At 69.3% G+C, this 14090-nt stretch carries 14 protein-coding genes; 4 read left to right on the forward strand and 10 right to left on the reverse strand.

Going from position 1 to position 14090, the window contains the following annotated elements; all coding sequences use genetic code 11:
- Positions 1–16: 16 nt before the first annotated feature.
- Both GV790_RS00305 and GV790_RS00310 read left to right on the forward strand, forming a co-directional pair.
- Positions 17–970 (forward strand): ABC transporter ATP-binding protein, encoded by a 954-nt coding sequence (locus GV790_RS00305; RefSeq protein WP_163809226.1) that lies wholly within the window; start codon positions 17–19, stop codon positions 968–970.
- Positions 967–2628 carry an ABC transporter permease gene (locus tag GV790_RS00310; RefSeq protein ID WP_163809227.1) on the forward strand — a complete coding sequence of 554 codons (1662 nt, stop codon included), beginning with the start codon at positions 967–969 and terminating at the stop codon, positions 2626–2628. Before GV790_RS00305 ends, GV790_RS00310 begins: the two co-directional genes overlap by 4 nt.
- A gap of 51 nt (positions 2629–2679) precedes the next feature.
- Here GV790_RS00310 and glgC read toward each other — a convergent pair whose 3' ends face one another.
- A complete protein-coding gene (gene glgC / locus GV790_RS00315) occupies positions 2680–3894 on the reverse strand; it encodes a glucose-1-phosphate adenylyltransferase (protein ID WP_163809229.1) in 1215 nt (404 codons plus the stop codon).
- Between the two features lie 128 nt (positions 3895–4022).
- Here glgC and glgA point away from each other — a divergent pair, with 128 nt between their 5' ends.
- A complete protein-coding gene (gene glgA / locus GV790_RS00320) occupies positions 4023–5192 on the forward strand; it encodes a glycogen synthase (RefSeq protein WP_163809890.1) in 1170 nt (389 codons plus the stop codon).
- Between the two features lie 4 nt (positions 5193–5196).
- Here the strand turns inward: glgA and GV790_RS00325 are convergent, their stop codons facing one another.
- The 9 genes from GV790_RS00325 to GV790_RS00365 form a co-directional block, all read right to left on the reverse strand.
- A complete protein-coding gene (locus GV790_RS00325; protein ID WP_163809236.1) occupies positions 5197–6033 on the reverse strand; it encodes a putative RNA methyltransferase in 837 nt (278 codons plus the stop codon).
- Between the two features lie 31 nt (positions 6034–6064).
- The gene (locus tag GV790_RS00330) at positions 6065–6232 is read right to left on the reverse strand and encodes a DUF3117 domain-containing protein (RefSeq protein WP_011211259.1); all 168 of its coding nucleotides are present in this window, start codon (positions 6230–6232) and stop codon (positions 6065–6067) included.
- A 165-nt stretch (positions 6233–6397) separates the two neighbouring features.
- A complete protein-coding gene (locus GV790_RS00335) occupies positions 6398–6958 on the reverse strand; it encodes a DNA-3-methyladenine glycosylase I (RefSeq protein WP_163809239.1) in 561 nt (186 codons plus the stop codon).
- Positions 6955–7311, reverse strand: coding sequence for a DivIVA domain-containing protein (locus tag GV790_RS00340; RefSeq protein WP_163809241.1), 357 nt, complete (start codon positions 7309–7311; stop codon positions 6955–6957). Before GV790_RS00340 ends, GV790_RS00335 begins: the two co-directional genes overlap by 4 nt.
- Before the next feature lie 191 nt (positions 7312–7502).
- Positions 7503–8639: an Mrp/NBP35 family ATP-binding protein gene (locus GV790_RS00345; protein WP_163809243.1), complete on the reverse strand. Its 1137-nt coding sequence runs from the start codon at positions 8637–8639 to the stop codon at positions 7503–7505.
- Positions 8640–8658: 19 nt separating this feature from the next.
- Positions 8659–9528, reverse strand: a complete 870-nt coding sequence (locus GV790_RS00350; RefSeq protein WP_163809892.1) for a lytic transglycosylase domain-containing protein — start codon at positions 9526–9528, stop codon at positions 8659–8661.
- A gap of 165 nt (positions 9529–9693) precedes the next feature.
- Positions 9694–11031, reverse strand: a complete 1338-nt coding sequence (locus tag GV790_RS00355) for a lytic transglycosylase domain-containing protein (protein WP_163809245.1) — start codon at positions 11029–11031, stop codon at positions 9694–9696.
- A gap of 118 nt (positions 11032–11149) precedes the next feature.
- Entirely contained in the window at positions 11150–11761 is a 612-nt protein-coding gene (locus tag GV790_RS00360) for a DUF1003 domain-containing protein (protein ID WP_175585755.1), read from the reverse strand.
- Positions 11754–13040, reverse strand: a complete 1287-nt coding sequence (locus GV790_RS00365; RefSeq protein WP_163809248.1) for a magnesium transporter MgtE N-terminal domain-containing protein — start codon at positions 13038–13040, stop codon at positions 11754–11756. Before GV790_RS00365 ends, GV790_RS00360 begins: the two co-directional genes overlap by 8 nt.
- 54 nt (positions 13041–13094) lie before the next feature.
- Here GV790_RS00365 and GV790_RS00370 point away from each other — a divergent pair, with 54 nt between their 5' ends.
- The gene (locus tag GV790_RS00370; RefSeq protein ID WP_163809250.1) at positions 13095–14042 is read left to right on the forward strand and encodes an HpcH/HpaI aldolase/citrate lyase family protein; all 948 of its coding nucleotides are present in this window, start codon (positions 13095–13097) and stop codon (positions 14040–14042) included.
- Positions 14043–14090: the final 48 nt, after the last annotated feature.

The following is a 14090-nucleotide window of genomic DNA, read 5'->3' on the forward strand; positions in this document are numbered from 1 at the left end:
CTCCTCAGGAGTTCCCATGACATCGGCAATCCACGTCCGGGATCTGCACAAACACTTCGGCCAGGTCCGTGCGCTCGACGGGCTGGACCTGGAAGTGAACCAGGGCGAGGTGCACGGCTTCCTCGGGCCCAACGGTGCCGGCAAATCCACCACCATCCGCATCCTGCTCGGTGTGCTGGCGCGCACCTCCGGTGAGGTTCGGCTGCTGCGCCGCGATCCGTGGGTGGACGCGGTCGAGCTGCACCGCCAGATCGCTTATGTGCCAGGCGATGTCACGTTGTGGCCGTCGCTGTCCGGTGGCGAGACGATCGACCTGCTCGCGCGGATGCGCGGCGGTATCGATACCGCTCGGCGCGCCGAATTGATCGAGCGATTCGAACTCGATCCGCGTAAGAAGGCCCGCACCTATTCGAAGGGCAATCGGCAGAAGGTCGCGCTGGTGTCGGCGTTCTCGTCGAACGCCGAACTGCTGCTGCTCGATGAGCCGACCTCGGGCCTGGATCCCTTGATGGAGCAGGTGTTCCGTGACTGCGTGGCCGAGGCCGCCGAACGTGGGGTCACGGTCCTGCTGTCGAGCCACATCCTGTCGGAAGTGGAGGTGCTGTGCGAGCGGGTGACCATCATCAGGTCGGGGCGCACCGTGGAAAGCGGCACGCTGGCCTCGATGCGTCACCTCAGCCGCACCTCGATCACCGCCGAATTGACCGGTGACCCGGGCGATCTCGGTGCGCTGCCCGGGGTGGCCGATGTGCGCCTCGACGATCACACGCTGCGGTGCCAGGTCGACAGTGAGCACCTGGGTGAGCTGATCCGCATTCTCGGCGATACCGGAGTGCGCAGTCTGGTGAGCCAGCCGCCGACGCTGGAAGAGCTGTTCATGCGCCACTATTCGACCAACGGCGACGCGCTTCCCGATTCAGGCGATGCGTCGAGCGATTCCGACTCCGAGCTGCTGAAGGTGCAGAAATGACCACCGCAACGCTGTCGAGGCCCGGTGAGCACCGCGCGGCCGCGCGCTACGGCACGGTCTCCGGATTCGCCGGCACCGCCCGGATGCTCGGCCTGGCGCTGCGCCGCGACCGAATCATCTTGCCCGCCTGGGTATTACTGCTGTCGGTGCCCTTGGGCAGCGTGTACGTCTCGAGCATCGAGACGGTCTATCCGACCGAGGCCGACCGGGCCTCCTTTGCCGATTCGATCCTGGCGAGTCCATCGCAGCTGGCCATGTACGGGCCGATCTACAACACCAGTATCGGCGCTGTCGGGGTATGGAAAGCGGGGATGTTCTTCACCCTGGTAGCGGTGGCGACCATTCTCACCGTCATCCGGCACACCAGGGCCGAGGAGGAGACCGGCCGCACCGAGCTGGTGGCCTCCACCTCGGTAGGCCGCTTCGCCGGGCTCACCGCGGCGCTGGTGCTGGGCCTCGGCGGTGCGCTGGCCACCGGTCTGATCGGCGCGTTGAGCCTGGCGGCGACGGGCGTTCCGGCCGACGGATCGCTGGCATTCGGTGCGGCGCTGGCCGGCTCCGGCATGGTGTTCGCGGCGGTGGCCGCGGTCGCCGCGCAGCTCACCACCGGCGCCCGGCTGGCGCGCGGAATCGCGTTCGGCGTGCTCGCGCTGACCTACACGCTGCGCGCGGTGGGCGACGCCCAGGCCGGTAACGGTCCGGTGAGCCCGCTGACCTGGTTGTCGCCGTCGGGCTGGTCGCTGCAGGTGCGGGCCTTCGCCGGGGACCGCTGGTGGGTCCTGGCGCTGCATCTGGTGACGGTGGCGGTGTGCGTCTGCGCTGCCTATCTGCTGCTGATGCGCCGCGACGTCGGAGCGGGCCTGATCGCCGAACGACTCGGCGCGCCTGCGGCCGGTGCCGGGCTGTCCGGCCCGCTGGGGCTGGCCTGGCGGCTGCAACGGGGCACCCTGCTGGCCTGGACGATCGGTCTCGGCCTGTACGGCCTGCTGATCGGCAGCGTGGTGCACGGTATCGGTGACGAACTCGGCTCCAACCAGACCATTCGCGATCTCATCACTCGGATGGGCGGCACCGAATCGCTGGAGGACTCGATGGTCACCTACGCGTTCACCATGCTCGGTGTCGCGGGTTCGGCCTACGCCATCTCGGCCACCCTGCGCATGTTCGGTGAGGAGAGCAGCGGTCACGCCGAGACCGTCGTCACCGGGGCCGTCGGCCGGGTGCGGTGGGCGCTGTCGCATCTGCTGTTCGCGCTGGGTGGCCCGGTGCTGGCCATGCTGACCGCAGGCCTGCTCGGTGGGCTGGTGTACGGCCTGGCGGCCGACGATATCGGCGGCAAGCTGCCCGGTGTGCTGGCCGCCGCACTGGTCCAGCTGCCCGCGATCTGGTTGTTCGTCGCGGTCACCGTGGCCCTGTTCGGGCTCGCGCCGCGTTGGACGCCGGTGGCGTGGGGTGTGCTGACAGCTGCGATCGCGGTCTTCCTGCTCGGCTCGGTGTCGGGGGCGCCGCAGTGGCTGCGCAATCTCGAACCGTTCAGTCATGCCCCGAAGGTGCCGGGATCGGAGTTCACCGCGACCCCGGTGCTGGTGGTCACCCTGCTGGCGGCGGCCCTGCTGGCCGTCGGCCTGGTCGGTTGGCGCGGGCGGGACCTGCGCTGAACCGAGGCGGGCAGCGCCCCTCGACGACGCGGTCGGGGGCGCTGCCCGGCCTCACACCCAGGTGCCCTTACCGACGGTGACGACGCCGCCGTTGCTGATGGCGAACCGGTCGCGGTCGCGCTCGAGGTCGACGCCGATGATCTCGCCCTCGGAGACCACCACGTTCTTGTCCAGGATGGCGCGCCGCACCACCGCGCCCTTACCGATGCGCACGCCCGGCATCAGCACGCTGCCCTCGACGGTGGCGCCGTCGTCGACCACCACATTGGCGCTGAGCACCGAATTGCGCACGGTGGCGGCGGACAAAATCGAGCCCGCGCCGACGATGGATTCCTGCGCCAGCCCGCCCTGAGCGAACTTGGCGGGCGGCAGATTCTCCGCGGCGCCGCGGATCGGCCAGTGCTTGTTGTAGAGGTTGAACACCGGATGCACCGACACCAGGTCCATATGCGCCTCGTAGAAGGCGTCGATGGTGCCGACATCGCGCCAGTAGCCGCGGTCGCGGTCGGTGGCACCCGGGACGTCGTTGTCGGCGAAGTCGTAGACGGCGGCCTGACCGGCGGCGACCAGCTTCGGGATGATGTCGCCGCCCATATCGTGGTCGGAATCGGAATTGTCGGCGTCGGCGCGGATCGAATCGACCAGCACCCTGGTGGTGAACACGTAATTGCCCATGGACGCGAAGGTCGAATTCGGATCGTCCGGGGTGCCGGGCGGATGCGCCGGCTTCTCCAGGAACTGGGTGATGCGCCCGGATTCGTCGGAGTCGATGCAACCGAACGCACTGGCCTGGCTGCGCGGCACCCGGATACCGGCCACGGTGACCCCGGCGCCGGACGCGATGTGGTGGGCCACCATCTGCTCGGGGTCCATCCGGTAGACGTGGTCGGCGCCGAACACCACGATGTAGTCGGGGTCCTCGTCGTAGATCAGATTCAGCGACTGCATGATCGCGTCGGCGCTGCCGGTGTACCAGCGCGGCCCGAGTCGCTGCTGCGCGGGCACCGGCGTGATGTATTCGCCCGCGAAACCCGACAGTCGCCAGGTCTGCGAGATATGCCGGTCCAGCGAATGCGATTTGTACTGGGTGAGCACGCACAGCCGCAGATATCCGGCGTTGACGAGGTTGCTGAGGACGAAGTCGATGAGGCGGTAGGCACCGCCGAACGGGACCGCCGGCTTGGCGCGGTCGGCGGTGAGTGGAAAGAGTCGCTTGCCCTCGCCACCGGCGAGCACGATTCCGAGTACGTGCGGCTGGCTCCTCACACTGTCAAACTACCGAACCTCACGCCAGGAGGTGGGGCGGCGTGCGAGTGGCCCGGGCCCGGTCGAGCGTCTACGTTGAATCCGTGAGTTTCGCGCACCCGACGGCGATGACGGAGCCGGCGGATCGGCTGCGGGTCGCCATGCTGACCCGCGAATACCCGCCGGAGGTCTATGGCGGTGCGGGCGTGCACGTCACCGAGCTGGTGGCCGAGCTGCGTGCCCTCGCCGAGGTCACCGTGCACTGTATGGGTGCCCCGCGCGACGACGCCGTGGTCCACCAACCCGACACCCACCTCTACGCCGCCAATCCCGCGATCCAGATGATGTCGGCCCAGCTCCGGATGGCCGATGCGACCGGCGAGGTCGACGTGGTGCATTCGCACACCTGGTACACGGGCCTGGCCGGGCATCTGTCGTCCACCCTCTACGGCATTCCGCATGTGCTGACCGCGCATTCGCTGGAACCGCGGCGGCCGTGGAAGGCCGAGCAGCTCGGCGGCGGCTATCGGCTGTCGTCATGGTCGGAACGCAATGCCGTCGAACACGCCGACGCCATCATCGCCGTCAGCGCGGGGATGCGCCGGGATGTGCTCGACGCCTACCCGGCGGTGGATCCCGCACGGGTGCATGTGGTGCACAACGGCATCGACGCCTCGGTCTGGCATCCCGGCCCACCCGAATCCGGCGCCGAACCCTTCCTGTGGGAGCTGGGGGTGCGCACGGACCGGCCGATCGCGGCCTTCGTCGGGCGGATCACCCGGCAGAAGGGGGTCGGGCACCTGCTGGCCGCCGCCCGCGATTTCGATCCGGAGATCCAGCTGGTGTTGTGCGCGGGCGCGGCCGATACGCCGGAGCTGGCCGCCGAGGTGGCCGCCGCGGTGGACGAGTTGAGCCGTCGCCGCGGCAATGTGTTCTGGGTGCAGGACATGCTGCCCACCGAGCGGATCCGGCAGGTGCTCGCCGCCGCGACCGTCTTCGTCTGCCCGTCGGTGTACGAGCCGCTCGGCATCGTGAACCTGGAAGCGATGGCCTGCGGCACCGCCGTCGTCGCCTCCGATGTCGGCGGCATCCCCGAGGTGGTCGCCGACCGCACCACCGGGCGGCTGGTGCATTACGACCCGGCGGCGCCGGGCGAATACGAGCGCGGCCTGGCCGAGGCGGTGAACGAGCTGGCCGCCGATCAGGTGCTCGCGGCCGAATACGGTGCCGCGGGCCGGGCCAGGGCGGTGGCCGAATTCGATTGGTCGCGGATCGCCGCCCAGACCCTCGAGGTCTACGACCATGTGCGCAAACCCTGAGCGGTCAGGTTCCGCTGAGCCGGTAGGTGCTGACCAGCACCGAGGCGGTGACCTCCATGGTGTCCGGCAGGGCCGCGATGCGTGACGCCCCGGCGTCCGTGTGATGGGCCGACGGCCCCATGGCGACAACGTTGGCGATGTCGGTGCGCGAGAGTTTCATCGGGTACTCGACGGCGTCGCGCCCGCACAGTTCGAAATGTCCGGACATGGTGGCCGTCAGCCGATCCTGCTTGTCCGGGTCGACGCTCACCATGCCGAGCGGTTCGATCAGCTCGGCCAGATGCCGGTCGGTGGGAGTGACGACGACGAATCTGCCGTCCGGGTGCAAAACCCGCGCCACCTCGCCGGGATTGCGCGGTGCGAATACCGACAGCGCCGCGTCGACGGCGCCCTCGCGCAGCGGCAGTCCGCGCCAGGCGTCGGCGACCACCGCCGCGGCCCGCGGATGGGCTCGGGCGCTGCGTCGTCCGGCGGGTTTGGCCACATCCAGTGCGATGCCCAGCGCATGCGGCACCGCGTCCAGCACCCGGGCCAGGTAGTAGCCGGTACCCGCGCCGATCTCCAGCACGAGCGCGGACGCGCCGGGGCCGAGGTGTGGGGCCCCGGCGACGGCCGCGACGGTGGCGTCGGCGATCGGCGCGAAATGCCCGCCGCCCTGAAAAGCCGCTCTGGCGTCGAGCATGTCCGCGGTATCGCCGGTCATCTTGGTCGAGGCACCGGTCAGCAGGGTGATGTACCCCTGCTTGGCGATATCGAAGCTGTGCCCCGCGCCGCAGCGCAGCGACCGCTCCGACATCGCCAATCCGGCCTGGCATTCCGGGCAGGCCAGCGCACTCGTCACCTGCGTCAGTGCCGAGTGCGTAGTCGGGTGACTAGCTGGTGACACTCTTCAGTTCGTCACCGAGCGCTGCGGCTTCATCCGGCGTGAGCTCTACGACCAGACGCCCGCCACCCTCGAGTGGAACCCGCATGACGATCCCACGCCCTTCCTTGGTTGCCTCGAGGGGACCGTCCCCGGTGCGGGGCTTCATGGCCGCCATCCTCTGCTCCCTCCAGATCTGCGCGGTGTGCTGCGCACTTGCTTGGAACTCCAGTTGTCGCCAACTGGGCAGCTCGCCGGCATGTGGCGAGCTGCACTCGGTCTATTCTTCCTTATCGCCGGAGTGGACGGATACCTGAGTTCGAAATGTGACCGCTCGGTAGGTCTAGGGCGGGTCGCCGCCGACCCAGCAATCGGCCAGGTGATCGTTCACGAGGCCGGTCGCCTGCATCAGCGCGTACGCCGTGGTCGGGCCCACGAATCTGAATCCGCGCCGCTTCAATTCCTTTGCCAGAGCGGTGGATTCGGGTGTGACGGCGGGCACGTCGGCCAGGGTGCGCGGACGTGGGCGCGGGGGCGGAGCAAACGACCAGATCAGCTCGTCGAGGCTGGTATCGAGGTCGCGGGCGACCTTGGCATTGGCGATGGCCGCATCGATCTTGGCGCGATTGCGCACGATGCCGGGGTCGGCGAGCAGGCGTGCACGGTCGGTGTCGTCGAAGCGGGCCACCTTCTCGATGGCGAACCCAGCGAAGGCGGCCCGGAACGCCGGGCGTTTGCGCAGGATGGTGATCCACGCAAGACCCGATTGGAAGGCCTCGAGGCACAGTCGTTCGAACATCGCGTCGTCGCCGTGCAGCGGGCGGCCCCACTCGGTGTCGTGGTAATCGCGGTAGAGCTGCGAAGGCAGCGACCACGGGCAGCGGACCGGCTCGACGACCGTCATCGCGGATCCGGGCCCACCGGCGGCTGCGTCGGCCCGGGCTGGACGGACGCGGCCGATTGTGCACCCGCCTCGGCGCGGGCCTGGGCCAGCTGGCCCTGTAGCTCGTCGATGCGCGCGGCGAGCCGGGCCAGCGCCCAATCCACCTCACCGGCCTTGTAGCCGCGCAACACCTGCTGGAACCGCAGCGAGCGCACATCGGCACCGGAGATCCCCTCGACCGGCAGCACCGTCGCGGTGGTGCCCTCCGGTAGCGGCCCCAGCTCCTCCGACCGCCCGAACACCGCCCCCGCGAGCAGGAACAGCACCGCGGCCACCAATCCGACGATCAGCACATACAACAGCAGCGTGAGCATGAGCTGAGCTTATGGGTTGGCACCGACAGGCTCACGCGCGGCAACCGTGGCGGCGGCCGGCGACGCGGGCGTCCGGAGCGCGCCGGGTGCGGCAGCCCGCCGGCGACCACTCGCGCGTCGGCACGCCGGGCAGAGCCGGGTCCGACCCGGTGATGTGGTCTGGCGGTGAAGAGACCCGGTTACGCCGCCGCTCAGAGATGACGTGTCGTGTCGATACCCAAAGACATACCCGCCAAGCCACGCCGGCGCACCGCCAGCTTGTCGGCGACCTCGCGCAGCGCCACCGCGGCCGGGTTCTCCGGATCGCGCAGCACGATCGGGGTGCCTTCGTCGCCCGCCTCGCGCAGCGACTGCTCGATCGGGATCTGGCCGAGCAGCGGGACATCGGCGCCGACGGCGCGGGTGAGGCGCTCGGCCACCGCCTGGCCGCCACCCGAACCGTAGAGGTCCATCCTGGTGCCGTCGGGCAGGTCCAGCCAGGACATGTTCTCCACCACGCCCGCGATCCGCTGACGGGTCTGCAAGGCGATGGCGCCCGCGCGCTCGGCCACCTCGGCGGCGGCCGGCTGGGGGGTGGTGACGACCAGGATCTCCGCGTTCGGGATCAGCTGGGCGATGGAGATCGCCACATCGCCGGTGCCGGGCGGCAGGTCGAGCAGCAGCACGTCCAGATCGCCCCAGAACACATCGGCCAGGAACTGTTGCAGCGCGCGGTGCAGCATCGGGCCGCGCCACACCACCGGCGTATTGCCCTGGGTGAACTGGGCGATGGAGATCATCTTCACGTCGTGCGCGATGGGCGGCATGATCATCCGCTCGACCTGGGTGGGCCGGGCGTCGGTGCCGAGCATGCGCGGGACGGAGTGGCCGTAGATGTCGGCGTCGAGCACGCCGACCGAGAGTCCGCGCGCGGCCATGGCGGCGGCGAGATTGACGGTGACGCTGGACTTTCCGACGCCACCCTTACCCGAGGCCACCGCGTACACCCTGGTCAGCGAGCCGGGCTGGGCGAAGGGGATGACCGGTTCGGCGGAGTCGCCACGCAACTGCTTACGCAGCTCGGTGCGCTGCTCATCGTTCATCACGTCCAGGTCGACGCTGACCGCGCCGACGCCGGGGACGTCGGCGACCGCCTTGGTCACCCGCTGGGTGATCTCGGTGCGCAGCGGGCAGCCCGCCGTCGTCAGGTAGACCTCGATATGGACATCGCTGTCGGCGCCGATGCTGACGCTTTTCACCATGCCCAGTTCGGTGATCGGTTTGCGAATTTCCGGGTCGTCGACCTTTGCGAGGGCGCCCCGCACGTCCGCTTCCGTTACCACTGGCATGCCGCCGATTTTAGGCGTCTCAGATACGGGGCAGCTGTGCGGGCTGTGGTGCGATGCCGGTGCCGTACGAATTGGCCCACGCCATGACGTTGGCGACGTAGGCCATGGAGTTGTTGTAGCGCAGGATCGCCTTGGACTGCTGGGCGAGATCGCGCATGTCCAGGCCGCCGTCGCAGAGGTATTTGCCCGCCGTCAGGGTGGCGTCGTAGTAGTTCTGCGGGTCGGCGATGCCGTCGCCGTTGCCGTCGGCGGCGTAGTGCGACCAGGTTTCGGGCAGGAACTGCATCGGGCCGACGGCGCGGTCGTAGCCGGCCAGGCCGTCGAGGGCGCCGCCGTCGGAATCGTGGATGACGTTGTTGCCGGCGAGGCTGCCGTCGAGTACCGGGCCGTAGACCGGGTCGAGGGCGTTGCCGTCGGCGTCGGCCTTGCCGTTGTAGATGTGGGTCGATTCGACCCGGCCGATGCCGGCGAGCACCGTCCACGGCATGTGGCAGGTGGGGTTTTCGACGGCGAGGGCCTGTTCGGCGGCCACATAGGCGGCGTGTGCGATGCCTGGGATGCCCATCTGCGCGGCAGGCAGGTCGGCGGGCACCCGATCTTCGGGCAGCGCAACGGTTTTCACCGTCGGCGGGACCGCGCGCGACTGCTTGGCCATCGCGTGGTTGAGGCTTTCCAGGTCGACGACGGTCTGCGCGTCGGCGGCGAAGCTCGCGGTGGCGTCGATGCCCTCGTCGCCGGGCAGGTGGGCCTGGATCGAGGCCGCGGTGGGGTCGGTGCCGACCGCCGATGCGGTGTTGACGGCGACCAATCCGGCGGGAACGAGCCCGGTCAATGCGAGTACGGAGCTCCGCCGAACGGTAGGCGGCGGTTGTTTGCGGTGACGCCCCACGGTGCTGTGACCCTCCATCGACTCAATGAGCCGAGCTCGCCGACGAGGCGCCGACTCCGTTACGAGCCGTTGTCTCAGCCGTGAGCCCTTCGTGACCTACGAAGGAAGGCTACCGCATCCGAGATCTTTTTGTTACTGCTTCGTGATCTGTGTTCCCGTTTGAAATCACTGCGGGGGAGCGGGAAGTGGGACAACGATGCCGAACGGCAGCGTCACCGCCGGCTGCGGCGCCGGCGTGGCGGCGGGTGCGGGCGGGGGACCCGCCTCCGGGGTCGTGGACGGTTCCGCGGGCGGCTGTGCGTTCGGATCGGCCGGCGCGGGCTGAGCCGGATCACCGTGCGCCTGCTGGCCGGGCGCGGGCTGACCGGGCCCGCCCGGATCGGCGGGCGGTGCGGCCGGCGCCGGTTCGGCGGGTGCTCCGGGCTTCGGCATCGGCGCGGGAACCACCTGGCCGGGGGCCGGCGGCGGAGGCGGCGGACAGAAGATGCCGCACGGGATGGGCGGCAGACCGGGAATGATGATCATCGGCTCGCCCTGCGGTGTGGTGGGCGGCACGGTCTGGGTTCCCGGTGGCGGAGCTTCGGGTGTGGTGGTCGCGGTCGTGGTGTCCACCGCGGTCATGTCCGGGCCCATTTCGATCGGCGCGCTGCCCGGCGGGATCAGTTCGGGGGAGATGGTGACCGGGGCGGGGGTGCCGCCGGTGCGATAGGCCGCCGACCAGCTCAGCACGTTGGCCGCGTAGGACATCGAATTGTTGTAGCGCAGTACCGCGCGCAGTTCCTGGGCCGGATCGCGCAGGTTCAGCCCGCCGGAGCAGAGATATTTGCCCGCGGCCAGGGTGGCGTCGAAGACGTTGTGCGGATCGGATACGCCGTCGCCGTTGCCGTCGGCGGCATACAGGTTCCAGGTGCCGGGCAGGAACTGCATCGGGCCGATGGCGCGCACGTAGCCGCCGTCGGCGGCCTTGATGATCTCGTTGCCCGGCAGGGTGCCGTCGAGCGCCGGGCCGAAGATGGGGGTCACCGAAGTGCCCGCGGCATCGGTGCGGCCGTTGCCCGCGTGGCCGGATTCGATCCGGCCGATGCCCGCGAGCAGATTCCAGGACAGCCCGCAGCCGGGCATCGAGGACTCGAGGGCCAGTTCGGCGTTGCGGTAGGCGGCGAGCACCACCTCGGGAATGCCGAGGGTGCCGCCACCGGTGGGCAGCGAAATGCTCTGCAGCGGCACCGTGCCACCGAACGGCGGTGGCGCGCCGTCGGCGGGTGGGGTCATCGCGCGCAGTTTGCGCGGCGGCTCGGGGGCCACGGGAAGCAGGCCGATCGTCTGGGACAGCTTCGAGGACGTGTCGTCGTCGGCGGTGTCGGTACTGCGTGAGGACGCCGCGAGCAGGGCTTCCGGTGCTTTCGGCGGGGTGGTGGAGGTGGTGGTGTGGGTGGCGGATCCGGTAGCGACCAAGCCGGCGACGACGAGTGCCGAGACGGTTATCGGGGCAGATATTCGCATTCGGCCGCACCAATCCTCTACGTCGCGGGAGGCGACCGTCCCGGACATCCGGGCCGGGTCGCTCTGGACAACGTGATCCAGGTTACCCATCGGTCAGAAGACTGTTGTGTATTTCCGGTCAATCATCGGCGGCGGGTGGTGAAACCGGGGCTGTGCCCTGCTTTCGACCGGAGCTTTTCTTGCGTGTGACCTTTCCGGTCTTGTCTGAGCGAGGCTCGTGCTCCGGCAGTGTCGCCTCGGCGAGTCGGTCGAGCACCTCACGCATCTCGTCGAGTTCGCGGCGCAAGTAGTCACGGGTGGCCACCTCGCCGACGGCCAGGCGCAGCGCGGCCAGTTCGCGGGCCAGGAATTCGGTATCGGCCTTGGTCTGCGCGGCCCGCATCCGGTCTTCTTCGAGCGAGACGCGGTCGCGGTTGTCCTGCCGGTTCTGCGCCAGCAGGATCAGCGGCGCGGCATAGGCGGCCTGGGTGGAGAAGGCCAGATTGAGCAGGATGAACGGGTACGGGTCCCAGCGCAGCGTCACCACGAAGACGTTCAGCAGGATCCAGACGACCACGATCACCGTCTGGATGGCGAGATAGCGGCCGGTGCCGAGGAACCGCGCGATGCGCTCACTGGTGCGCGCCAGCGCCTCGGCGTCCCAATCGAACCGGAAACGCGACTCGACCGGCGTTTCCAGCCGCTGCCGTGCCGGGTTCACGGCCCGTCCGAGGGGAGTCTTGTCAGTCACGGCCGGTCACCCCTTCGTGTAGCTCCTCGTCCTCGCGCCAGTCCTCGGGCAGCAGATGATCGAGCACGTCGTCGACGCTGACGGCGCCGAGCAGGTGGTTCTCCTCGTCCACCACCGGCCCGCAGACCAGGTTGTAGGTGGCGAAGTAGCGGGTGACGGCGGCCAGCGGCGCCTCCGGCCGCAAGGTGGCCAGATCCGTGTCGAGCAGCCCGCCGACCAGATGCGCAGGCGGCTCGCGCAGCAGCTGTTGCAGATGGACGCAGCCCATATAGCGTCCGGTCGGGGTGGAGGTCGGCGGCCGCACCACGAACACCATCGAGGCCAGGGCCGGGGTCAGATCCGGGTTGCGCACCCGGGCCAGCGCCTCGGCCACCGTTGTGGCCGGGGTCAGCACCACCGGGCGCGGCGTCATCAGGCCACCCGCGGTATCCGGGGAGTGGGCGAGCAGCCTGCGCACCGGCTCCGATTCCTCCGGGTCCATCAGCGCCAGCAGCGATTCGGCCTCGTTCTCGGGCAGCTCGCCCAGCAGGTCGGCGGCATCGTCGGGGTCCATCGCCTCGAGCACGTCGGCGGCCCGGCGCACCTCGAGATGGCCGAGCAGATCGACCTGATCGTCATCGGGCAGCTCCTGGACGACGTCGGCGAGGCGTTCGTCGTCGAGTGCGATCGCCACCTCGAGGCGGCGTTTCTCCGGCAGTTCCCGCAGCAGATGCGCCACGTCGGCGGCGCGCAGGCCCTCGAACTGTTCGAGCAGACTGGTGACCTCCTGACCCGGCCTGCCGATCTCGTACGGTGTCAGCCCGGTGACGTGCTGCCAGTCCACCACGTGCACCGTGCGCCTGCGTCCGAGCCTCCGGTGCCCGCGCACCGCGACCCGCGACACCCGCCAATCCCGTGTCCTGGTCTGCTCCAGGCCGAGATCGACCACGAACACATCCACCCCCGCCAGGTCGGACAGGTCCGGGTCGTGCACGCGCACCGCCGAATCCACGATCTGTGCCAGGGCCAGCAGTTCGCCGGGCCGCTGGGCGAAGCGGCGCAGGCTGACGGTGCCGGTATTGAGGGTGACGTTGCCCGGTTCGATCGAGGTCACCCGCAGCATCGGCACGAAGATCCGCCGCCTGGTCGGCAATTCGACGACCAAGCCGTGTACCCGCGGCTGTTGACGGTCGTAGCGGACTGCCACGACCACGTCGCGGATGCGGCCGATAGACTCGCCGTCCGGTCCCAGCACCGCCAGGCCGGCCAGCCTGGCGACGTAGACCCTGGTAGCTGCCATGACTGCCAGACTAATGACACTGCGGGCCGATTTCGGCCGACGACAGGAGTGTTGATGAAGCCACGCCGTTCCGTTCTGGCTGTGCCGGGCAGCAACCCGAAGATGATCGAGAAGGCCAAGGGCCTGCCGGTCGACGAGGTGTTCCTCGATCTGGAAGACGCCGTCGCCCCGCCCGCCAAGGCCACCGCCCGCGCCAACATCATTGCCGCGCTCAATGATTCCGGGTGGGGTTCGCAGCTGCGGGTGGTGCGGGTCAACGACTGGACCACGCCGTGGACCTACCAGGATGTGATCAGCGTGATCGACGGTGCGGGCACCGCGATCGATGCGATCCTGCTGCCCAAGGTGACCGACGCGGGCCAGGTGCGGGCACTGGATCTGCTGCTGAGCCAACTGGAGCAGACCAACGGCCTCGAGCCGGGCCGGATCGGCATCGAACCGCAGCTGGAGAACGCGCTCGGATTGCGCAATATCGACGAGATCGCCACCGCCAGCCCGCGCGTGCAGGCGCTGGTGTTCGGTCCGGCCGATTTCATGGCCAGCATCAATATGCGCACCCTTGTGGTGGGCGAGCAGCCGGAGGGCTACGACACCGGCGATGCCTACCACCACATCCTGATGACGATCCTGCTCACCGCACGGGCGCACGGCCTGCAGGCTATCGACGGTCCCTACCTGCAGGTGCGTGACGTCGACGGATTCCGCCGCGCCGCCGCCCGCACCGCGGCGCTCGGCTTCGACGGCAAATGGGTGCTGCATCCGAGCCAGGTGGAGGCCTGCAACGAGATCTTCAGCCCGCGCCAGGCCGATTACGACCGCGCCGAATTGATCCTGGAGGCCTACGCCTTCCACACCTCCACCGAGGGCGGGGCACGCGGTGCGGTGATGCTCGGCGACGAGATGATCGACGAGGCCAGCGCCAAGATGGCGCAGGTGATCGCCGACAAGGGCCGGGCCGCGGGCATGTCGCGCACCACCCGTTTCACCCCACCGGAAAAGTGACGCGCGGTATATAGCACGGCACGGCGCTCGATGGAATAGCAGAATGGA

It is taken from the genome of Nocardia cyriacigeorgica (assembly GCF_010858045.1).
In the GTDB taxonomy this organism is placed as follows: Bacteria; Actinomycetota; Actinomycetes; order Mycobacteriales; family Mycobacteriaceae; genus Nocardia; species Nocardia cyriacigeorgica_E.

Bases quoted from the DNA above. Each gene is read 5' to 3' on its own strand.
- GV790_RS00305 (WP_163809226.1), top strand. From the start codon at position 17: ATGACATCGGCAATCCACGTCCGGGATCTGCACAAACACTTCGGCCAG.
- GV790_RS00310 (WP_163809227.1), top strand. From the start codon at position 967: ATGACCACCGCAACGCTGTCGAGGCCCGGTGAGCACCGCGCGGCCGCG.
- GV790_RS00330 (WP_011211259.1), bottom strand. From the start codon at position 6,232: ATGGCGGCCATGAAGCCCCGCACCGGGGACGGTCCCCTCGAGGCAACC.
- GV790_RS00335 (WP_163809239.1), bottom strand. From the start codon at position 6,958: ATGACGGTCGTCGAGCCGGTCCGCTGCCCGTGGTCGCTGCCTTCGCAG.
- GV790_RS00340 (WP_163809241.1), bottom strand. From the start codon at position 7,311: ATGCTCACGCTGCTGTTGTATGTGCTGATCGTCGGATTGGTGGCCGCG.
- GV790_RS00345 (WP_163809243.1), bottom strand. From the start codon at position 8,639: ATGCCAGTGGTAACGGAAGCGGACGTGCGGGGCGCCCTCGCAAAGGTC.
- GV790_RS00355 (WP_163809245.1), bottom strand. From the start codon at position 11,031: ATGCGAATATCTGCCCCGATAACCGTCTCGGCACTCGTCGTCGCCGGC.
- GV790_RS00365 (WP_163809248.1), bottom strand. From the start codon at position 13,040: ATGGCAGCTACCAGGGTCTACGTCGCCAGGCTGGCCGGCCTGGCGGTG.
- GV790_RS00370 (WP_163809250.1), top strand. From the start codon at position 13,095: ATGAAGCCACGCCGTTCCGTTCTGGCTGTGCCGGGCAGCAACCCGAAG.